Annotated in this window: 19 protein-coding genes, 1 tRNA gene and 1 CRISPR repeat array; of the genes, 4 read left to right on the top strand and 16 right to left on the bottom strand. The window is 67.7% G+C overall.

What is annotated here, in order from left to right:
• Window positions 1-92: 92 nt before the first annotated feature.
• Window positions 93-695, bottom strand: a complete 603-nt coding sequence (locus M4578_RS07310; protein WP_258092805.1) for a flavin reductase family protein — start codon at window positions 693-695, stop codon at window positions 93-95.
• A gap of 78 nt (window positions 696-773) precedes the next feature.
• Between M4578_RS07310 and M4578_RS07305 the strand changes: the two genes are divergently transcribed.
• Together M4578_RS07305 and M4578_RS07300 are read left to right on the top strand one after the other, a co-directional pair.
• Window positions 774-1,259, top strand: a complete 486-nt coding sequence (locus tag M4578_RS07305; protein ID WP_258092970.1) for a GNAT family N-acetyltransferase — start codon at window positions 774-776, stop codon at window positions 1,257-1,259.
• A 55-nt stretch (window positions 1,260-1,314) separates the two neighbouring features.
• Window positions 1,315-2,067, top strand: a complete 753-nt coding sequence (locus M4578_RS07300) for an EcsC family protein (protein ID WP_258092804.1) — start codon at window positions 1,315-1,317, stop codon at window positions 2,065-2,067.
• A gap of 249 nt (window positions 2,068-2,316) precedes the next feature.
• Here M4578_RS07300 and M4578_RS07295 read toward each other — a convergent pair whose 3' ends face one another.
• The 10 genes from M4578_RS07295 to M4578_RS07250 form a co-directional block, all read right to left on the bottom strand.
• Entirely contained in the window at window positions 2,317-2,685 is a 369-nt protein-coding gene (locus M4578_RS07295) for a VOC family protein (protein WP_258092803.1), read from the bottom strand.
• A gap of 135 nt (window positions 2,686-2,820) precedes the next feature.
• Entirely contained in the window at window positions 2,821-5,055 is a 2,235-nt protein-coding gene (ptsP, locus tag M4578_RS07290; protein ID WP_258092802.1) for a phosphoenolpyruvate--protein phosphotransferase, read from the bottom strand.
• Window positions 5,056-5,103: 48 nt separating this feature from the next.
• Entirely contained in the window at window positions 5,104-6,342 is a 1,239-nt protein-coding gene (locus M4578_RS07285) for an aspartate kinase (protein ID WP_258092801.1), read from the bottom strand.
• Window positions 6,343-6,473: 131 nt separating this feature from the next.
• Window positions 6,474-6,932, bottom strand: a complete 459-nt coding sequence (locus tag M4578_RS07280) for an SgcJ/EcaC family oxidoreductase (protein WP_258092800.1) — start codon at window positions 6,930-6,932, stop codon at window positions 6,474-6,476.
• Window positions 6,910-7,554 carry an SDR family oxidoreductase gene (locus tag M4578_RS07275; RefSeq protein WP_258092799.1) on the bottom strand — a complete coding sequence of 215 codons (645 nt, stop codon included), beginning with the start codon at window positions 7,552-7,554 and terminating at the stop codon, window positions 6,910-6,912. The genes M4578_RS07280 and M4578_RS07275 overlap by 23 nt, the downstream gene beginning before the upstream one ends.
• A 1-nt stretch (window position 7,555) precedes the next feature.
• Window positions 7,556-7,990 carry a DUF1178 family protein gene (locus M4578_RS07270; protein WP_258092798.1) on the bottom strand — a complete coding sequence of 145 codons (435 nt, stop codon included), beginning with the start codon at window positions 7,988-7,990 and terminating at the stop codon, window positions 7,556-7,558.
• A gap of 74 nt (window positions 7,991-8,064) precedes the next feature.
• Complete coding sequence (locus tag M4578_RS07265; RefSeq protein ID WP_258092797.1) at window positions 8,065-8,526, bottom strand: NUDIX hydrolase; 462 nt, start codon at window positions 8,524-8,526, stop codon at window positions 8,065-8,067.
• A 39-nt stretch (window positions 8,527-8,565) separates the two neighbouring features.
• Window positions 8,566-9,777 (bottom strand): 3-deoxy-D-manno-octulosonic acid transferase, encoded by a 1,212-nt coding sequence (locus M4578_RS07260; RefSeq protein WP_258092796.1) that lies wholly within the window; start codon window positions 9,775-9,777, stop codon window positions 8,566-8,568.
• Between the two features lie 99 nt (window positions 9,778-9,876).
• Window positions 9,877-10,461 carry an HNH endonuclease gene (locus tag M4578_RS07255; protein WP_258092795.1) on the bottom strand — a complete coding sequence of 195 codons (585 nt, stop codon included), beginning with the start codon at window positions 10,459-10,461 and terminating at the stop codon, window positions 9,877-9,879.
• An 825-nt stretch (window positions 10,462-11,286) separates the two neighbouring features.
• Window positions 11,287-11,505, bottom strand: a complete 219-nt coding sequence (locus M4578_RS07250; protein WP_258092794.1) for a DUF1127 domain-containing protein — start codon at window positions 11,503-11,505, stop codon at window positions 11,287-11,289.
• Window positions 11,506-11,741: 236 nt separating this feature from the next.
• Between M4578_RS07250 and M4578_RS07245 the strand changes: the two genes are divergently transcribed.
• Window positions 11,742-12,806, top strand: a complete 1,065-nt coding sequence (locus M4578_RS07245; RefSeq protein WP_258092793.1) for an Mrp/NBP35 family ATP-binding protein — start codon at window positions 11,742-11,744, stop codon at window positions 12,804-12,806.
• Window positions 12,807-12,836: 30 nt separating this feature from the next.
• Here the strand turns inward: M4578_RS07245 and M4578_RS07240 are convergent, their stop codons facing one another.
• From M4578_RS07240 to M4578_RS07225, 4 genes are read right to left on the bottom strand one after another with little or no spacing between them, the layout of a single operon-like run.
• Entirely contained in the window at window positions 12,837-13,958 is a 1,122-nt protein-coding gene (locus M4578_RS07240; RefSeq protein WP_258092792.1) for a DNA polymerase III subunit delta', read from the bottom strand.
• Window positions 13,955-14,581 (bottom strand): dTMP kinase, encoded by a 627-nt coding sequence (gene tmk, locus M4578_RS07235; protein WP_258092791.1) that lies wholly within the window; start codon window positions 14,579-14,581, stop codon window positions 13,955-13,957. The genes M4578_RS07240 and tmk overlap by 4 nt, the downstream gene beginning before the upstream one ends.
• Window positions 14,578-15,756, bottom strand: coding sequence for a D-alanyl-D-alanine carboxypeptidase family protein (locus tag M4578_RS07230; protein WP_258092790.1), 1,179 nt, complete (start codon window positions 15,754-15,756; stop codon window positions 14,578-14,580). The genes tmk and M4578_RS07230 overlap by 4 nt, the downstream gene beginning before the upstream one ends.
• A gap of 49 nt (window positions 15,757-15,805) precedes the next feature.
• Window positions 15,806-16,702 carry an SPOR domain-containing protein gene (locus tag M4578_RS07225; protein ID WP_258092789.1) on the bottom strand — a complete coding sequence of 299 codons (897 nt, stop codon included), beginning with the start codon at window positions 16,700-16,702 and terminating at the stop codon, window positions 15,806-15,808.
• Between the two features lie 263 nt (window positions 16,703-16,965).
• Between M4578_RS07225 and M4578_RS07220 the strand changes: the two genes are divergently transcribed.
• Window positions 16,966-17,055 (top strand) — tRNA-Ser (locus M4578_RS07220).
• A gap of 122 nt (window positions 17,056-17,177) precedes the next feature.
• Window positions 17,178-19,522: direct repeats of the CRISPR family, unit length 32 nt; unit sequence GTTTCTATCCACGCGCCCGCGAGGGGCGCGAC.
• Between the two features lie 177 nt (window positions 19,523-19,699).
• Here the strand turns inward: M4578_RS07220 and cas2 are convergent.
• Window positions 19,700-19,990, bottom strand: a complete 291-nt coding sequence (gene cas2, locus M4578_RS07215) for a CRISPR-associated endonuclease Cas2 (protein WP_258092788.1) — start codon at window positions 19,988-19,990, stop codon at window positions 19,700-19,702.
• Between the last annotated feature and the right edge of the window lies 1 nt (window position 19,991).

The following is a 19,991-nucleotide window of genomic DNA, read 5'->3' as shown; positions in this document are numbered from 1 at the left end:
TGCGGCGGGCCGCCGGATCCGGCGGCCTGCTCCGAGCTTTCTGGCCTGGGTTGGGGGGCGGGGCCGCCGCTGTCCGCGGCGGCGCCCCGACGTTACTCCCCGGGCCGTTTCAGCGTGAACTTGTCGCGCACCACGGTGTAGTCGCGATAGCCCAGCCGGGCGAGCGGGTGGAAGGTGGTGACGTCGAACAGCCCGTCCACCAGACAATCGTCGCGCAGATGCACGCCGACGACCTCGCCGAAGGTGACGTAATTCGCCTCGCCGGGCAGCCGCACGATCTGCACCACCTTGCATTCCAGCGCCGCCGGCGCCCTGGCCACGCGCGGGCAGTCGATGCTCTCGCATTCGGCCTTTTCCAGCCCGGCCATCTCGAACTCGTCGCGCCCGGCCTCCCAGGGGCCCGAGGTCACGTTCATTGCGTCGCACATGGCCTCTTCGACCACATTCACGCAGAACACCCCGTGTTCGCGAAGCTGCGCCACGGTGTCCTTGGTGTCGCCCCGGTCCTCCTTGGCGGCGGTCGAGGCGAACATCACCTGCGGCGGCTCATAGGCGACGGCGTTGAAGAAACTGTAGGGCGCCAGATTGTCCCCCAGCGTGCCGCGCGTCGAGATCCATCCGATCGGACGCGGTGCGACGATGGCGTTGAGCGGGTTGTGCGGCAGGCCATGCCCCTCTTCGGGTCGGTAGAACATTGCTGTCCTTTCAGATGTTTGCGCATATATGGAACAGAGATAGGCCGGATCGCGGCCGATTGCACGGGAGAAGCGGCGCTGTTCACGCTGTCACAGGAAAAGCCGGACGACTGGTGGGAAATCGAGGCACTCTACGACCTCAGCTTCGCGCCGGGGCGGACCCTGCTGTCGTCCTACCGGCTGCGCGACGACGTGCCGCCGGTGGCGGAGCTGTGCCGCATCGCGCGCGACGAGAACGGCATTCTGGGCGGCGCCATCCGCTATTGGCCGGTGCGCATCGGCGGCTGGCAGGCGCTGCTGCTGGGGCCGGTGGCGGTGCACCCGACGGCGCAGGGCGAGGGGCTGGGCGCGGCGCTGATCCGCGACACGGTCGAACGCGCGCGGGCTCTGGAATGGACGCGCATCCTGCTGGTCGGGGACGAACCCTATTACCGGCGCTTCGGCTTCCGCAAGCTCGAGGGGGTGGTGATGCCGCCGCCGACGAACCCGGAGCGGGTGCTGGGGCTCGAACTGCGGCCCGGCGCCTGGGAGGGCGTGACCGGCGAGGTGACGCGCAACGCTTGAAACTTCGCGCCGGGCCCCGATCTTTTGAGGATAGGGAGCTGACCGGAGAGGCCCGATGACCGGAACCGAGCTTGTCGCCATCGACAGCAGCGCCGAGATCGCGGCGCTGGCCCGGCGCTACCGCGCCGCCGGCGGGCTGGGGTTACAGGTGCTGAACGTGCTGGGCACCCAGGCCGAGAATCTGCTCGAGCGTTTGCCCGACCGGGTCAAGGACCGGCTGGAGAGCGCCACCGAGCGCGCGCTGGAAACCGCGCTGCGGGCGGCGGCGGGATCGCGCGGGGTTGTGCCGGATCAGAAGGGCTGGCTCAACACGGCGCTGGCGACCGCCATGGGCGCGGCGGGCGGCGCGGGCGGGCTGCCCTCGGCGCTGGCGGAACTGCCGGTGACCACCACGGTGCTGCTGCGGGCCATCCAGGGCATCGCCGCCGAGCATGGGTTCGACCCCGATCTGCCCGAGATCCGCCGCGAATGCCTTGCGGTCTTTGCCGCCGCCGGGCCGCTCGATCATGACAACGGCGCCGAGATGGCGTTTCTCTCGGCCCGGGTGACCCTGACCGGGGCGACGGTCCACGCGATGATCCGGCGGGTGTCGCCGCGTTTTGCCACGGTCCTGGGGCAGAAACTGGCCGCGCAGACCGTGCCGGTGCTGGGCGCGGCCATGGGGGCGGCGACGAACTATGCCTATACCAGCTATTACCAGCAGATGGCGCAGGTGCATTTCGGCCTCATGCGACTGGCGCGGGACACCGGGCAGGAGCGCGAGGCGGTGATCGCCGCGCTGCGGAGTGAAATGGCGCGGCTTGGGTAACTTCTTGTCAAAACGACTGGTCTAGAAAGGCTCTGCGGAGAGGCGAAGCGCTCTTCGCGGGGGCCTTCCCCGGCCATGCATGGGGGCTGCCCGAGGGGTGGTCTCACCGGTTTCCGGGGGGCGATGGCCCGACCCCGCGCAGAAGGCGCGGGCAGTGTCCGCTGCCAGAACGGCGCGCGGCGCGCAACAGACAGACGACGCCCGGCCGCGGAGGAGATGCCCGGCCGGGCGGAGCCTGTGCCGCAGGGCTCAGGGCCCGGGCGACAGTTCCAGCAGCTCGATCCGGTTGCCGAACGGGTCATCGACATAGATCCGGGCCAGACCGGGCAGGTCGATGTCGCGGCGCCAGGCGCAGCCGGCGGCGTCGAGCCGCGCGATGGCCGTGGACAGTGCTGTGACCTGAAAGGCCGGATGCGCCTTGCGCGCGGGGGCAAAGGGCTCTTCGACCCCCAGATGCACCCGCAGCGGGCCGCGTTCGAACCAGACGCCGCCGCGCGCGCGCAGCGCTTCGGGTTTCTCGACCGTTTCCAGACCCAGAACCCCGGCGTAAAAGGCGATGGCCTCGGTCTCGCCACCACGCGGCATGGCGAGCTGCACATGATGTTGGGCAAGAAGCATGGCAATATCCATTTGTATGCTTTTGCATACCGTACCGGGCGCCAATCAGAATGTCGAGCGCACGGTGGGCAGATTGCCCACCCTACGAAGCGCTCTCCGCTAGGGTGGGCAATCTGCCCACCATCCCCGAGCGCCTCAGCCGCTCCAACGCAGGTAATCGAGGACGGAGGCGCGCACCGATTGTTCGCCGCGCTCGCGGGCGTCGCAGATCACATCGTAAAGCGCATCCAGATCGGTGCGCATGATCAGGCTTTTCACCGGGCCGATCGAGGCCGGGCGCATCGACAGACGGTGCAGCCCGATCGCCGCGAGGCAGACCGCCTCGATGGGGCGCCCGGCATCCTCGCCGCAGAAACTCAGCGAGGTGCCCGATTCCGAACAGCGCTGAACGATGCCTTCGAGGAAGGTCAGGAAGCTGACGTTCAGCGTGTCATAGCGCCGGCGGACGCGCTCGTTCTCGCGGTCGGCGGCGAAGAAGAACTGCTTGAGATCGTTGCCGCCGATGGAGATGAACTCCACATCCTCGAAGAATTTCTTCGAAGCATAGGCGAGGCTCGGGGTTTCGAGCATCGTGCCGATGGTGATCTTCTCGGGCACCACATGACCGAGCTTTCGCTCGATGGCGACGGCCTTGTCGACCTCGGCGCGGGCGGCGCGGAATTCCTCGTATTGCGCGACGAAGGGGAACATCACCGACAGCGAGCGCCCCTCGGCGGCGCGCAGCAGCGCCTGGATCTGCATCCGCATCACACCGGGCTTGTCGAGCCCGACACGGATCGCCCGCCAGCCGAGCGCCGGGTTCGGCTCGTCGGTGGGTTTCATATAGGGCAGCACCTTGTCCGAACCGATGTCGAGGGTGCGGAACACCACCGGCTTGTCGCCCGCCGAATCCAGAACCCGCTTGTAGACCTCGACCAGTTCGTTGCGGCGGGGCATCTGGTTGCGGATGAGGAATTGCAGCTCGGTGCGGAACAGGCCCACCCCCTCGGCGCCGGAACTGGGCAGCGAGGGCAGGTCGGCCAGAAGGCCGGCATTCATGAACAGATGCACGCGCTTGCCGCAAAGCGACATCGCCGGTTTCTGGCGGATCGAGGCATAGCGCTCCTGCGCCTGCGCCTGCATGGCGATCTTGTCGCGGAAGGCGCTGACCACGCTTTCGTCGGGGCGCAGATGCACCAGCCCCTGATCGCCATCCACCATGATATGGTCGCCGTTCAGCGCCTCGGTGGTGATGCGGGCGGCGTGGATGACCAGCGGAATCGCCAGCGCCCGGGCGACGATCGCCGCGTGGCTGCCGACCGAGCCCTCCTCGAGCACGATGCCCTTGAGCCGCCGGCCGTAATCCAGCAGCTCTCCCGGCCCGATATTGCGGGCGATGAGGATCGGGTCGGTGGGCATCTCGGCGCCGGTCTCGCTGCCCTGGCCGGTGAGGATGCGCAGCAGCCGGTTCGACAGGTCGTCGAGATCGTGCAGCCGCTCGCGCAGATAGGCGTCGGCCACCTGCGCCATGCGGGCGCGGGCGGCGGATTGTTCCTTTTCCACCGCCGCCTCGGCGGACAGCCCGCGGTCGATGTCCTCTTCCATGCGCTTCCGCCAGCCCTTGGAATTGGCGAACATGCGATAGGCCTCGAGCACCTCGAGCTGCTCGCCGCTGGCGCCCGCCAGCATCTCATCGACGCTGACCCGCAGCTTCTCGACCGCCGCCTTCAGGCGCTCGCGCTCGCGCTCGGGGTCGTCGGAGACGAGGTTCGTCACCACCACGCGCGGTTCGTGCAGCCAGACATGGCCCTCGGCGGTGCCCTCCTGGCCGGTGACGCCGCGCAGCATCGTCGCCTGGGTGTGGCGGGCCTTCAGAGCCGCGCCCTCGCCGACAAAGGCGCCGAGCTCGGCCATCTCGGCCAGCACCATCGCCACCACTTCCAGCGCATAGATCTCGTCGGCGGTGAACTCGCGCTTGGCCTTGGTCTGCACCACCAGCACGCCCAGCTTTTCGCCCAGCCGCTGGATCGGCAGGCCGAGGAAGCTGGAAAAGATCTCCTCGCCGGTCTCGGGCATGTAGCGGAAGCCGCGCTCGGAGGGCGCGTCGGCGGTGTTGACCATCTTGCCGGTGCGCGCCACGCGGCCGACCAGACCCTCGCCCAGCTTCATGCGCGTCTGGTGCACGGCCTCCTTGTTGAGACCCTCGGTGGCGCAAAGCTCCAGCGTGTCCTCGTCACGGAACAGGTAGATGGAGCACACTTCGGTGCCCATCGAATCCGCCGTCAGATGCGTGATCTTGTCCAGTCGCGCCTGACCCGCGGCCTCTTCGGCCATGGTGTCGCGCAGCCGGCCAAGCAGCTTGCGGCTTTCGCTTTCCGAGCCATCCGGCATATCGGTCAGACCTGTCCCCGTCCCAGCATAAGGCCGGCCCGGATCATCTCAGGCCGCCTTCTCCAGTTCGAACGCATCATGCAGCGCCTGAACCGCGAGTTCCATGTATTTCCGGTCGATGAGAACGGAAATTTTTATCTCGGAGGTTGTAATGACCTTTATGTTGATCCCCTCATCCGAGAGTACCTTGAACATCTTGGCTGCCACGCCCGTATGCGAGCGCATGCCGATTCCCACCACCGAGATCTTGCAGACATTGGTGTCGGCGACGAGATCGTGGAAATTGATCTCGCCCGCCTCCTTGGCCTTTTTCAAGGCCTCCTCGGCGCGGGCCACCTGGTTCGTCGGGCAGGAGAAGGTCATGTCGGTGCGGCCCTCTTCCGAGATGTTCTGCACGATCATGTCCACATTGATCCCCGCCTCCGAAAGCGGGGTGAAGATGGCGGCGGCGATGCCGGGGCGGTCGGCGACCGAAATCAGGGTCATCTTGGCCTCGTCGCGCGAATGGGCGACCCCGGAAACAACGTTCAGTTCCATGATTTCCTCCTCGTCGCAGACCAGCGTCCCGGCCTCGTCCGATTGTTCCTCAAAGCTGGAGAGCACCCGCAGCTTGACCTTGTAGCGCATGGCCAGTTCCACCGAGCGCGTCTGCAGCACCTTGGCGCCGAGGCTCGCAAGCTCCAGCATCTCCTCGAAGGCGATGCGGTCGAGCTTGCGGGCCTTGTCGCAGATGCGCGGGTCGGTGGTATAGACCCCGTCCACATCGGTGTAGATGTCGCAGCGCTCGGCGTCGAAGGCGGCGGCGAAGGCCACGGCGGTGGTGTCCGATCCGCCCCGGCCCAGCGTGGTGATGCGGCCCTCGGGCGAGATGCCCTGGAAGCCCGCGACCACGGCGACGCGCATGCCCTCGCCGAATTTGCGGGTGATGTTCTCGGTCGGGATGTCGACGATGCGGGCAGAGCTGTGGGCGGAGGTGGTCATCAGCGGCACCTGCCAGCCCTGCCAGCTGCGCGCCGGAACGTCCATCTCCTGAAGCGTCAGCGCCATCAGCCCGGCGGTGACGTTTTCGCCCGAGCTGACCACGGCGTCGTATTCGCGCGCGTCGAAGAGCGGCGAGGTTTCCTCGACATAGCCCACGAGCTTGTTGGTCTCGCCGGACATGGCGCTGACGATGACGATCACGTCATAGCCCTTGGCCACCTCGACGCCCACGCGCTTTGCCGCCCGCCGGATCCGGTCGAGCGTCGCGACGGAGGTGCCGCCGAATTTCATCACGAGAACGGGCATGAGGCTTTCCCCGGGGTGGTCTTGAATCAGCCGGGGTTTACGCCGGGGGGGCGGTTCGCGCAAGAGGCGGCGGGGTCTGCCCCGGGGCGGGGCGGTTTTTTGAGTATTTGCAGAAAGATGAAAGGCCGGGGTCAGGGCGTTCGGTAATCGACCGCCCGCAATGTGCCGTCGTTTGCATGGGTTTCCATGCCGGGCACCACATCGGTGTTCTGCGCGGTCACCGCGCGCCAGCCGGTGGGGCCGCGCTGGAGCACGAACAGCAGGATGGTCTGGCGCGGACCGGCGGCGGCGCCATCGGGCAGGCGCTGGCCGGTCAGGGTGAAGCGGCAGCGCACCAGCGCGATGTCGTCGCCCAGCCGCCGCACGGCGATACGGCCCGGGCGCAGCTCGGTCCCGGCGAAGAAGCTCTTCAGCGCGTAGTCATGCGGGGCCGCGATCCGGTCGCGTCCGGTCCACCAGAGCCCGGTGACATTCACGAAATCCGCGTCTTCGGTGAAAAGCGCGGCAATCTCGGTGCCCTCGCGCGTCGCCCAGGCGCGGGCGAAGGCGGCGGGGAAGGCCTCGGGTTCAGTAGGCGTGGGGCTGGCCATCCCAGGTCTCGAAACAGCCGGTATTGCCGGGGCCGAGCGCCTCGAGCCGGTCGGCGAGGCCGCGTGCGGCCATCTCCGGGGTGATCTCGGCGGCGGTGCCGCCCATATCGGTCTGCACCCAGCCCGGATGGTAGATGCCGACGGCGATGCCCATGGGTTTGAGATCGGTGGCGAGGTTGCGCCCGAGGTTCAGCGCCGCCGCCTTGGAGGCGCGGTAGATGTAGCTGCCGCCGGGGGCGCGGGTATGCGAGGCCATCTGCGAGGAGATGATCATGATCCGGGGCGCGCTGCCCTGCCGGAGATTCGGCAGCAGCGCCTGCACGCTCAGGAACACGCCGGTGACATTCACCGCGAATTCATCGGCCCACATCTGTGCCGGGTAGCCATCGGCCAGGGCCTGTCCCTTGTCGAGATAGACCCCGGCGTTGCAGATCAGCGCATCGAGCGGGGCGCCGTCCAGCCGTTCGGCCAGCGCGGCCACCGAGGCGGGCTGCGTGACGTCGAGCGGCTGATAGTCCGGATGGTTGCGGGCGGTGCCGATCACCTCGGCGCAGCGCGCCGTCAGCTCGCGGTCGAGCGCGGCGCCGATGCCGCGGTTGGCGCCCGTGATCAGGATGCGCATATCAGTTCGATCTCCGTGTCGGTCGGAAGGGCAGGGGGGCGACGGGCACGCCGTCCTCGATCAGCTTGCGGGCCTCGTCGCCGCGCGTCTCGCCCCAGATCGCACGTTTCGGCGCATCGCCGGAATGCATCGCGCGGGCTTCGCGGGCGAAATCCTTGCCGACGTAATCGGAATGTTTCTCGATCTCGTCGCGCAGCGCTTTCAGCGCCTGCTCTTCGGGCGAGGCGCTGTCGCTCAGGCTGGGCGCGGGGCTGTCGCCGGGTTTGTCGGCGCCGGCGTTCACGCGCGGTGCCATCAGATCCTTCTCGACCTCGGACGTGCCGCAGACCGCGCAGGTCACCAGACCGGCGGCGTGCAGCTTGTCGAAGGCGCTTGCGGACTGGAACCAGCTGTCGAAGCGGTGGTCCTGCGCGCATTTGAGAGAATAGCTGATCATGGACTTTGCCCGACTGTATCCTGAAATACCTAACCTTTCCGCAAGGAAGTTCAAGCGGCGCGATAGGGGGGGGCTCAGCGGCCGAGGGCGTTGGGATCGAAGCGCAGCAGGATCTGCGCCAACTCCGCCTCGGCCACCAGCGTGGCGGCCTTGGTCCGGCTCATCCAGCGCCGCTTGCGTTCGCCGCGTTCGGGAAAGCGTTTTTCCAGCCGGGCGACCTCGACCGGAAAGACCATCGCGAGATGCAGATGCGGGTCGGTATGCTTGGTATAGGTGTAGCCGCCCACGCAGTTGCGATGCGGCGTGCCCCGGACACCGGCCTCTTCCCAGGCCTCGCGCGCGGCGGTCTCGGCAGGGGTGCGGCCGCGCATCGGCCAGCCCTTGGGCAAGGTCCAGCGCCGACCGCCGCGGCTGGTGATCATCAGGATCTCGAGCTTGCCGCCGCGCAGGCGATAGCACAACGCCGCGTATTGCAGGTGCGGAACCTGCGCGGGCCGGGCGGTCTGGGGTTGGTTGGGGGCGGAAATCAGGGGCATGGCGCGGATGCGAGACGACTCGCGCCGAGAGTGACGCGCTCAGCCCGCTGCGTCCAGCCGCTCTGTGAGTTCGCGCACCAGTTCCTGCGCATCTGCCTCCGGACGCAGCGCTGCCTGCGCGGCGCCTCCCAGGGCGTCCTGGGCATCGGGCGGGGCGAGGCGGATCAGGGCGGCGCCCAGGTCCTCGGCGCTCGCGACCTGGAGTGCGGCATGCGCGGCGTCGAGCCGGGCGAAGGGTGCGCGGAAATTCGCGACATCCGGGCCGTGCAGAAGCGCCGCGCCGTAGGCGGCGGGCTCGTAGGGGGTGTGTCCGCCGCGGTCGGTCAGCGTGCCGCCGATGAAAATGCGCCCCGCCAGCGGGTAGAGCAGCCCCATCTCGCCCATCGTGTCGGCAAGATAGACCTCGGCAGTGGCGGGATCCTGACCAAGACTGCGCCGGGCGCAGGACAGCCCGGTCTCAACGATGAGGCGCAGCACCGCCTCGGCGCGGCGCGGATGGCGCGGAGCGAGGATCAGGCGCAGGCCGGGGATCTCGGCGCGGGCGCGGAGATGGGCGGCCAGAACCACCTCTTCCTCGCCCTCATGGGTGGAGGCGGCCAGCCAGGTCAGGCGGCGGTCGAACGTCGCGCAAAGCGCCGGATCGCGCCGGGTCTCGGGCGTGTAGAGCGCCTTGAGATCGACGACGGGCCCCGCCGCTCTTGCGGGCAGGCCCGCCGCGCGGTAGCGGGCGAGAGAGCCCGCGTCCTGGGCGGAGACATAGGCGATGCGCCGCAGCAGCCGGCGTTGCAGCGCGCCGAACAGGCGCCAACCCCGGGCGGTGCCCTCGGTGAGTCGCCCGCCCATGACGAAGACCGGGCCGGGGCAGGTCAGCACCCGGTGCGGCCAGAGTTCCGATTCCATCGCGATATGGCCGCGGACCTGCCATTTGCGGTGCATCCGCCGCGCCACCCAGCCCAGATCGAGCGGCGCAAGCCGCGCCGCCAGCCCCCAGCTTTGCGCCAGCGCGACGCCGGTGGGCGAGTTGCAGGTGACGAGCAGGGGCAGATCGGGACGGGCGCCGCGCAGCGCGTCGACCAGCGGCCGGGCCGAGGCCAGCTCGCCGTTCGAGGCGGCGTGCAGCCACAGATGCGGGCCGGGCTCGGCGGGGCCCGCCGCGAGCCTCTGGCGCAGCGCTGTCCGATCGCGCCGCAGCACCAGCCCGGCGAGAACCCAGAGCGCGAAGATCGAGACGAGCAGGCGATAAAGCAGCATGGAACCCCTTCCGGGCGTTCCCTCGCGCCCGCAGGGCGGGCTTAGGCCGGGGGCGGCATCGTGGCAAGCCTTGCCGCCGGGGCCAGGGCGGGCAGAGGCTCAGGCTTCGAGCTCGGCGTCCCAGTAGAGGAAGTCGAGCCAGCTTTCGTGCAGGTGGTTCGGCGGGAATTTCCGCCCCACATTCATCAGCTCGGAGGCGCCGGGCTGCCGCGGGATCTTGCGCAGGGACATGCCGGCGCGGCGCAGCGATTTCGATCCTTTGCGCAGGTTGCAGGGTGCGCAGGCGGCAACCACGTTTTCCCAGCTCGTCACGCCGCCGGCGGCGCGGGGCACCACATGATCGAAGGTCAGATCGCCCTTGGATCCGCAGTACTGGCAGCGGAATTCGTCCCGCAGAAAAAGATTGAAGCGCGTGAATGCCACGCGCTTCCTCGGTTTTACGTAATCTTTCAGCACCACCACGCTGGGAATTCTCAGCGTCATCGACGGGCTTCGGACCTCCTCGTCGTATTCGGCGATGATGTCCACCCTGTCGAGAAAGGCCGCCTTGACCGCCTCCTGCCAGGGCCAGAGCGACAGCGGGTAGTAGGAAAGCGGCCGGTAATCCGCATTCAGCACCAGCGCCGGGTGATGTTTCAGCGCGGAAGGTTCCCTGACAAAATGGGTTCTGAAATCGCCGTCCATGGAGTGAATCGTTCCCTGCCCTGTCTGCCCGTCTCGAAGCACCAGAGCGGGACGTCCCGCCCCAGCCTGAAAATACTATATCTCGCGTTTTCCCTCTGGCAAGCCTCGCAAGATACAGTGTTGACGTCAGCAGTAACGCGGCTTGGTAAAGCTCATATGACAAGCGTTTGAGGCCTGCGGGCAGGGCAGGATCCCGCCCCGGGGTCCGGGATTTTCCGAAAACGGCGCGACTCGAGTCGCAACGAGCGTTGCGGCGACAGGGGATCGTGGCGGGGGATCGTGGCGGGGTGGCGGAAAAAGAAAACGGCGGTGCCCAGGGAGGAGGAGAGGGCACCGCCGTCAATTTTCCGGAAACCCCAGGGAGGAGGAGAGGGGCTCCAGAAACCTGTTGGACCGTTCGGTCCGAATGAGAGTGCGACGGTGCCAGGGAGGAGGAGAGGCACCGTCGCGGTCACGAAAGGCCCAAGGGAGGAGGAGAAGGGCCTTCGTTCCGGTGGAGCCTTGCAGCCCCGAATGAGAGTGCGGCGGGGTCAGGGAGGAGGAGAGACCCCGCCGCGGCATCGAAGGACCCCAGGGAGGAGGAGAGGGGTCTCCGAACTGTCGGGCGTCAGTGCCCGGATGTTAGGTGCGACGGTGCCAGGGAGGAGGAGAGGCACCGTCGCGGACACGAAAGACCCAAGGGAGGAGGAGAAGGGCCTTCGATGTCTTGGGCCTTGCGGCCCTTTTGTTCTTTGCGGCGGCGGCCTCGGGAGGAGGAGTGAGGCCGCCGCCGATATCGAAGGGCTCAGGGAGGAGGAGAGAGCCCTTCGAAACCAATTCCGTGTTTCAGGCGCCGTAGGCGGCCTGCCATGCGATCCTGCGGATCATCGAGCGATGCAGCCCGAGGTCACCCAGTTCGCGGTTGCTCAGCGCCGCGAGTTCGCGGAAGGTCTCTTTATAGAGCCGGCGCCGGGCCATCTGTTCGCGGAGACCTGCGGCGAAAGTGGCGAAGCGTCCGGTCAAACCGCTTTGGTTGCGCGAGTTCTGTTCGGTTGCGTATGCCATTTGCGTCTCTTGCCTGCGTGGGTCTATTGCGTCGTTGGCCTTAACTTGGGCTAAATGCTGCAACTGCACAATCCCGTGGAAACTCAATGCCGCTATGCGGCGGGCGCATAGGGCGCATGGCTGAGAGCTAAGCGAAAGCAATGCGTTAAGCGTAAAAAATGAGCGGAAAGAATGTGAGGATTGCATCCACAGCAAAGCGACCTTACGTCGGCTTGCAGAAATGGAAAGGATGTCGAATGAGCGGGACAATCGAGGCGGTGAAATCCGCGCTGGCGCGACTGGCGTTGCCCGACGGGGGAAACCTGATTTCCAGAGATATGATTCGTGCTTTGGCCGTCGAGGACGGCGCGGTGCGTTTTGTCATCGAGGCGCCGAGCGCCGAGATCGCGCGGCAAATGGAGCCGTTGCGCGCCGCCGCGGAAAAGGCGGTTGCGGCGGTTCCCGGGGTGCAGAAGGTCACCGTGGCGCTGACCGCGCACGGCCCCGCGCCCAAGCCGCCGTCGCTGAAAATCGGCGGGCATCCGCAGCCGCAGGAAAGCCGCATGAATCCGCCGGGCGTCAAGGCGGTGATCGCCATCGGCTCGGGCAAGGGCGGGGTGGGCAAATCCACCGTCTCGTCGAATCTGGCCGTGGCGCTGGCGCGGGCGGGCAAGAAGGTGGGTCTGCTCGACGCCGATATTCACGGCCCGTCGCAGCCGCGCATGTTCGGGGTCTCGAAACGCCCGGCCAGCCCGGACGGCAAGACCATCATCCCGCTCGAGGCGCATGGCGTCACGCTGATGTCCATCGGGCTGATGCTGCCCGAGGACAAGGCGGTGGTATGGCGTGGGCCGATGCTGATGGGCGCGCTGCAACAGATGATGATGCAGGTGGCCTGGGGCGAGCTGGACGTTCTGATCATCGACCTGCCGCCGGGCACCGGCGACGTGCAGCTCACGCTCGGGCAGAAGAGCGATCTGGCCGGTGCTATCGTGGTGTCGACTCCGCAGGATGTCGCCATGCTGGACGCTAAAAAGGCGCTCGATGCCTTCGCGACACTCAAAGTGCCGGTGCTTGGCCTGATCGAGAACATGTCTCTATATATATGTCCCAATTGCGGCCATGAGGCACATCTGTTCGGTCAGGGCGGCGTGGCGGCCGAGGCCGAGCGGCTGGGGCTGCCGGTGCTGGCGCAGCTTCCGATCGACCTGGAAACCCGGCTTGGCGGCGATGCCGGCACGCCGGTGGCGCTGGGCGACGGGGTTATGGCACAGGCCTATGCGCACCTGGCCGACCGGCTGATCAAGGGCGGGATCGTCTAGCGGCGGCAGCGCAGGCACCGGGCCACCGGGTCAGGCGACCTTGTGCAGTTGCAGGATCATGTCGAGCACCAGCGCGGCCGGATCGACATTGACCGCGCGCGCATGGCGGGCGCGGTCGCCCGCCTCCTGCGCGATCTGCGCCCAGGCGCGGCCCTTGGCCGGGTCGGGAGCGAGCCGCGCCAGCATCGCCGACTCGCCCGGCGCGGCCTCGGGGGCGGGGGGCTGGCCGGTGACGCCGGTCCGGGCGAGCCGCGCCAGCAGCGTGTCCATCAGCGTCAGCGTCAGATCGAGCCGCGCCTCGTTGGCCTTGCCGGCGGTGCTTTCGCCAAGGGCGATGGCGCGCGGCCGGTCGAGCCGGGGCAGGGTATCGAGGATCTGCACCAGATCGCCGTAAAGCCGCAGCCCGTCGTGATTGAGCAGCCGGATCGCCGCCCCGACCGAGCCCACCGACAGCGCCGCGAGGGCCTGCGCCTCCTGCGGGGCGACCTCGGCGCCCGCCTGGGCGAGCGCGCGGGCCATGTCCTCGGGGCCGAGCGGGGCGAGGCGCAGCTCGCGGCAGCGCGACCGGATCGTCGGCAGTAGGCGCGAGGGCTGATGCGCCACCATCAGCAGCGTGGTCCGCGCCGGCGGTTCCTCGAGCAGCTTCAGGATGGCGTTGGCGGCGTTGGTGTTCAGCTCGTCCATGCTGTCCACGATCACCACGCGGCGCCCGCCCTCGGCGGCCGAGAGGGTGAAGAAGCCCTTGAGCTTGCGCACCTCGTCCACGGTGAGCTGGGTCTTGAGCCGCTTGGCCTTGTCGTCCCAGGCGCGGCGCAGCAGGAAGAGCCCGGGCTCGGACAGCGCCAGCATGCGCCGCGCGACCGGGTGGTCGGGCGCGATGTCCAGCGTTTCGGGCGGCGGCGGCGCACCGAACAGGCCGTCTCCGGCATCGGGGTCGGGCGTTGCCAGCAGAAACCTTGCGATGCGCCAGGCGAGCGTTGCCTTGCCAAGCCCTTTCGGTCCGGTCAGCAGCCAGCCGTGATGCAGTCGGCCGGAGCTATAGGCCGAAAGGAAATCCCGCTCGGCCTTGTCCTGTCCGAAGAGGCGCGGGGTTTCGCGCGGATGCGGCGCGCCCTCGACGCGGTCGGGCTGGGGAATCTCGGTGTCGCTCATACCCGCGCTTCTAGCGCGGCGCGGACATCCTCCGCCACCGCTTCCGGCGCGCGGTTGCCGTCGATCACGCGGAACCGCCCGGCGAATTCGGCGGCCAGCGCCAGAAAGCCCGCACGCATCTTTTCCTGTAGCCCGAGGCCGAAATCCTCGAACCGTTCCTCGGGCGTGGCGCGCGCCTTGGCGCGGGACAGCGCGGCGGCGGGATCCATGTCGATGAGAATGGTCCGGTCGGGCTCGACCCCGATCATCAGCTCGTGCAGCGTGTCCACCGCCTGGCGCAGATCGCCGCGCGAGAGACCCTGATACATGCGGGTGGAATCGGCGAAGCGGTCGCAGATCACCGTGGCACCCCGCGCCAGGGCCGGGCGGATCGTGCGTTCGAGATGATCGCGCCGGGCGGCGGTGAAGAGCAGCAGCTCGGTTTCCGCCGACCAGCGGTCGGGGTCGCCTTGCAGCACCAGCGCGCGGATCTCTTCCGCGCCCGGCGAACCGCCCGGCTCGCGGGTCAGCACCACCTCGCGGCCCTCGCCGCGCAGGCGCTCGGCCAGAAGCCGTGCCTGAGTGGACTTGCCAGAGCCGTCGATGCCTTCGAAACTTATGAACAGCCCGGTGCCGCGGGTCACATCGCCTCCCCGGACGGCTGTTCCTGCAGGCGGTTGAGCAGCACCTGGCTCACCACCATCATGCGCTTGGCAAAGCCACCGCCGGCCACCGCGCGGGCGGCATAGAGCGGCACCCGATGTTCGGGCAGCCCCTCGGGGCGGATGATCAGCTCGGCCAGTTTCTGGCCCTCGGTGATCGGCGCCTTGAGCGGGCCGGTATAGACCACCTCGGCGTCAAGCTGGGTGCCCGGCGTCACCGGCACCAGAAGCGTCACATCCTCGCGCGAGACCAGGCCGACGCTGTCCTCGGCGCCCATCCAGACCTTGGCGCTGGCGATCTCGGTTTCCTTGGTGACCAGCTTGCGTTCGGCGAACTGACGGAAGGCCCAGTTGACGATCGCCTCGCTTTCCTCGGCGCGGGTGCGGTCGGTGTCGAGCCCGGTGATGGCAAAGATCACCCGCCGCTCGCCCTGCGTGGCCGAGCCCACCAGCCCGTAGCCCGCCTCGGTCGTGTGGCCGGTCTTGAGCCCGTCGGCGCCAATGCCGAGTTTCAGCAGCGGGTTGCGATTGTTGACGTTCTGCGGCGCGCGGCCGTCGAAGGCGAACCGGGTCTCGGAGAAGATCGGGTAGAACTCGGGGAAATCCTCGATGATATGGGTGGCCAGCAGCGTCAGGTCGCGCATCGACATGCGGTGCCCGGGCGCAGGCCAGCCCGAGGCGTTGGCAAAGGTCGAATTGGTCATGCCGAGCTGCTGCGCGCGCCGCGTCATCAGCTTGGCAAAGCCCGGCTCGGTGCCGTCGGGCGACAGCGCCTCGGCGATCACCGCGCAGGCATCGTTGCCCGAAAGCACGATGATGCCGCGCAGCAGATCCTCGACCCGCACCCGGTCGGTGGTGTCGAGGAACATGGTCGAGCCGCCATAAGACATGGCATGCGACGAGACCGGCAGCCGCTCGTCCAGCCGCAGCCGGCCGTCGCGGATCGCCTCGAAGGCCATGTAGAGCGTCATCAGCTTCGACATCGACGCGGGCGGCAGCGCCTCGTCGGCATTCTTGGCCATCAGCACCGTGCCGGTGGTGTAATCGAGCACAAAGGCCGCGCGGGCGCGGGTGTCGAAGGCGCTGGCCTGGCTGGCGATCAGCGCCACCGCCGAGGCGGCGGCAAGCAGCCGGCGGAGGGAACGGGAAAGGATCATCGGGCAGCTCCTTGTCCTTGGTTTCCCCGGGCCGCGCAGGGCCGGGGGGTCAGTTGGTCACGGCATAGGCGTCGGTAAAGCCCGCCGCCTTGATTTTCTTCAGCAGCGCTGCACGTTCCGAGCTGCTCTGGGCCGGCCCGACGATCACCCGCCAGAAGGTTTTCCCCGAGCTGGACTGTTTCAGGACGGTCGGCACCATGCCCGCCTGCCGCATCGCGGTGGCGGTGTTATTGGCGTTCTGCTCGACGCTGAAAATGCCGATCTGAAGATAGGGCTTGTCCAGTTTCGAGGTCGGTTTCGGCGCCGGCTTCGGCGCGGCGGCGGCGGTCTCGGTTGCCTGCGGCGGCGTGGCCGGGGCGGCGTCGATGGCGGCGGCGGCCGCGCCGGCCACCGGATCAAGCGTCCCCTCGGAGACCTCGGGCGCCTCGGGCACGGCGGTGGTCTCGGCCTGGGCGGCGGGCACCGGATCGGGATCAGCGGGAACTTCCTCGCGGCGCAGCGCGATCACGTCGAGATTGGTGGGGGCGCCGGCCAGCATTCCCAGCGCCGCGGCGGCATCGGACGAGACCTGAAGCCGCGGCCCGGGGGTTTCGTGTTCGCGGCGGAACAGGGCGCCGATGACGAATTTGCCGTTCTGCTGGTTGCGGACGATGACGCGCTCGGGGTCCTTGACCTCGGGGTGGGCGACCCAGACGCCGCCCAGCGAGGGGCGCCCGTCCCAGAGCCCGGCCTCGGTGGCGTGGAACACCTCGGGCGCCTCGATGTCGCGTTCGACGCTGCGTCCGGCGCGGCTGACGGTTTCGCTGCCGCTGTCGGCGGCGGTATCCTTGGGTTGCAGGAAGGCGGGCATCTGGCCCTCGTCGCAGCCGCTCAATGCGGCGGCTCCGGCCACAAGCAGAACGGCCGGCCATGCCGCGCCCCGCCGCTTCGGAAACTCTCTGCCCATGTCCTGCCCCTTGCCTGTCCTGAGGGTCGTCTTGCCCTTGTGCCTGCTCTGCGCCCCGGATCTTTGCGCCGGGTTTGATGGTTCGTGACGGGGCTGTGGCCCGGATCGGCCTGCCTCAACCGCCTTGGGCCGGGAAGCCCGGCCGTTGCGCGGGAGACTAGCGGCTTGGCCGTTTCAAGGAAAGCCCGCAATGCCGTGATCGGCGGTTTTTCCCCGGGCGCGCGCTTTCAGAATCGCGTGAGCGCGGGTAGAGGTGCCGGACCGGAGGTTTGGCAGAGTGGTCGAATGCGGCGGTCTTGAAAACCGTTGGGCGTGAGAGCGTCCCGTGGGTTCGAATCCCACAGCCTCCGCCACCGGCTTGGCCCCCTGGATATCGGGGCCGTTGGCCGGGACGTTCTTCTCGTTTATCCGGGCGCTGGCGCCGATGTTTCGCTGACAGGCGGCCTGTCAGACAGACCCGGCGCGACGAGCGCGGATGTACTTTCACGCGCCCGCGAGGGGCGCGACCGATCTCCCACCACCACGCCCCAATGCGCGAGGGTGTTTCTATCCACGCGCCCGCGAGGGGCGCGACCAGTCAGGTATGTGCGGTATGGCCCATTGGTGCCAGTTTCTATCCACGCGCCCGCGAGGGGCGCGACGCCCGACATCGGGTCGATCCCGTGGAGGCCAGAGTTTCTATCCACGCGCCCGCGAGGGGCGCGACCCACATTCACGCTATCGGAGCCTCCGGCTTACCCGGTTTCTATCCACGCGCCCGCGAGGGGCGCGACCGAGGTCGAGCCCATAGGGCAGCTCGTCGCCGTGTTTCTATCCACGCGCCCGCGAGGGGCGCGACGATTTCTCGGCGGGCTTCTGGGAAGCGCGCGCGGGTTTCTATCCACGCGCCCGCGAGGGGCGCGACGATGCGACACTGCTCGCGCGGGCCAACCACACGGGTTTCTATCCACGCGCCCGCGAGGGGCGCGACTTACCGTCCCGGCCCAGAATGCCGCCGGCATCATGTTTCTATCCACGCGCCCGCGAGGGGCGCGACGACACGAGCGCCCAGACTTGGCCGAGACCGTCTGGTTTCTATCCACGCGCCCGCGAGGGGCGCGACCAGTGACGAGCCGCAACCCAAGAAGACGGTGGCGTTTCTATCCACGCGCCCGCGAGGGGCGCGACGGCCTCGAGCGCGCAAAGCCGGTCCCCCGCCGCGATGGTTTCTATCCACGCGCCCGCGAGGGGCGCGACACCCGACAGGTAAGGTGGGGGCCTATCGCAACGGGTTTCTATCCACGCGCCCGCGAGGGGCGCGACGTGAAGGGCGAGCCTGGCATCCTCGAAATCTACGTTTCTATCCACGCGCCCGCGAGGGGCGCGACGACCGCAGCGCGCCGCCATCTCGGAATGGAGATGCGTTTCTATCCACGCGCCCGCGAGGGGCGCGACAAGGCCATCTGGCCGAATATTCACGCCATCATTGTTTCTATCCACGCGCCCGCGAGGGGCGCGACGACCATCCCAGCCGCGCCAGAAATAGGATCGAGCCGGTTTCTATCCACGCGCCCGCGAGGGGCGCGACTAGGCCATCCCATGATGTCCCGGCGTCCAGCCATGTTTCTATCCACGCGCCCGCGAGGGGCGCGACCAAATGACCACCATGGTGCGCCGTCCAAGAGGGCGTTTCTATCCACGCGCCCGCGAGGGGCGCGACTTGCAGGCCATGTGCGCCTCGGCGCATTCGGCGCGTTTCTATCCACGCGCCCGCGAGGGGCGCGACTCCAGGGCCTCGTTGATGGTGTCCAGTTCGGTCTGGGTGTTTCTATCCACGCGCCCGCGAGGGGCGCGACGTAGATATATATCAAGATACTGATTTTATTGAGTTTCTATCCACGCGCCCGCGAGGGGCGCGACCTGGGTGCAGGACTGCGACCGCTCTACCTACCAGTTTCTATCCACGCGCCCGCGAGGGGCGCGACCCTGTAGGCCGTATGCCTGCCGATTATCTAGCAGTTTCTATCCACGCGCCCGCGAGGGGCGCGACATAAGTCTGGTGTAGCTGGACCTAATAAAGACCAGTTTCTATCCACGCGCCCGCGAGGGGCGCGACAACCGGAGTGCGGACTGAGCGTCAAGATATAGCTGTTTCTATCCACGCGCCCGCGAGGGGCGCGACGCATACCCTTGGGTGTTTACCCAGACGGAGGCAGTTTCTATCCACGCGCCCGCGAGGGGCGCGACCGATTCTACAGTAGGTGCCGTACTATATGCTGCTGTTTCTATCCACGCGCCCGCGAGGGGCGCGACTTCGCTCGGTACTTACATCTCTGACCTCGTGTAAGTTTCTATCCACGCGCCCGCGAGGGGCGCGACCCTCATCCCCACCCTTATGCGTACTATTGACGAGTTTCTATCCACGCGCCCGCGAGGGGCGCGACATTGTAATGACCAAACGTCTTCGTAGAGGGGAGGGTTTCTATCCACGCGCCCGCGAGGGGCGCGACAACCGGAGGGCGGACTGAGCGTCAAGATATAGCTGTTTCTATCCACGCGCCCGCGAGGGGCGCGACCTGCTGGCATCTTTAGGTATGTTAGGCCCCCACCAGTTTCTATCCACGCGCCCGCGAGGGGCGCGACATGTTCTTATTTCCTATTACTACTATAAACTAGTTGTTTCTATCCACGCGCCCGCGAGGGGCGCGACTAGAGAGTTACATACAGACTATTACTGATGTTCTGTTTCTATCCACGCGCCCGCGAGGGGCGCGACATCCCAATTCGTGATCAGATTGATATTGTTGATGTTTCTATCCACGCGCCCGCGAGGGGCGCGACGGTCTCTTGTTACTCGGTTGAAAGAAAAAGGGAAGTCGCCGCATTTTCGCGAACCTCCCATCGCCGCATTCGTCTTGGCGGTCCGTGGTCGCAACATCCTTGGCTAAATCGTTGCCCCGGCACGCGCAATCCGGTTCGCGACCCCATGAGCTCCAGCCGGGGCGCTTGGGGTTCGCATCAGAAGATCAGCGGCCCGTCGAAATCCGTGGCGGGCTTGGCGCCGACATGCTCGACCTTCGACCGCCAGTTCGCCCCGAGCATGTAGAAGCGCAGGCTGTCCTGCTCGGGATCGATCAGCGCCACGAGACGGGCGCGCAACGCCGTCCAGAGCGCCGGGGACAGGTCGCATTCGAAGACCGAATACTGCACGCGCTGGCCGTAATCTTCGCAGGCCTTCGCGACGCCGCGCAACCGCCGGCGCCCGGCCGGGCTGTCGGTGCGGACGTCGTAGGTGATCAGCACCAGCATG

Source organism: Salipiger pentaromativorans (assembly GCF_024721115.1).
Classification (GTDB): domain Bacteria; phylum Pseudomonadota; class Alphaproteobacteria; order Rhodobacterales; family Rhodobacteraceae; genus Salipiger; species Salipiger pentaromativorans.
This window is presented reverse-complemented; position numbering and strand designations above follow the sequence as displayed.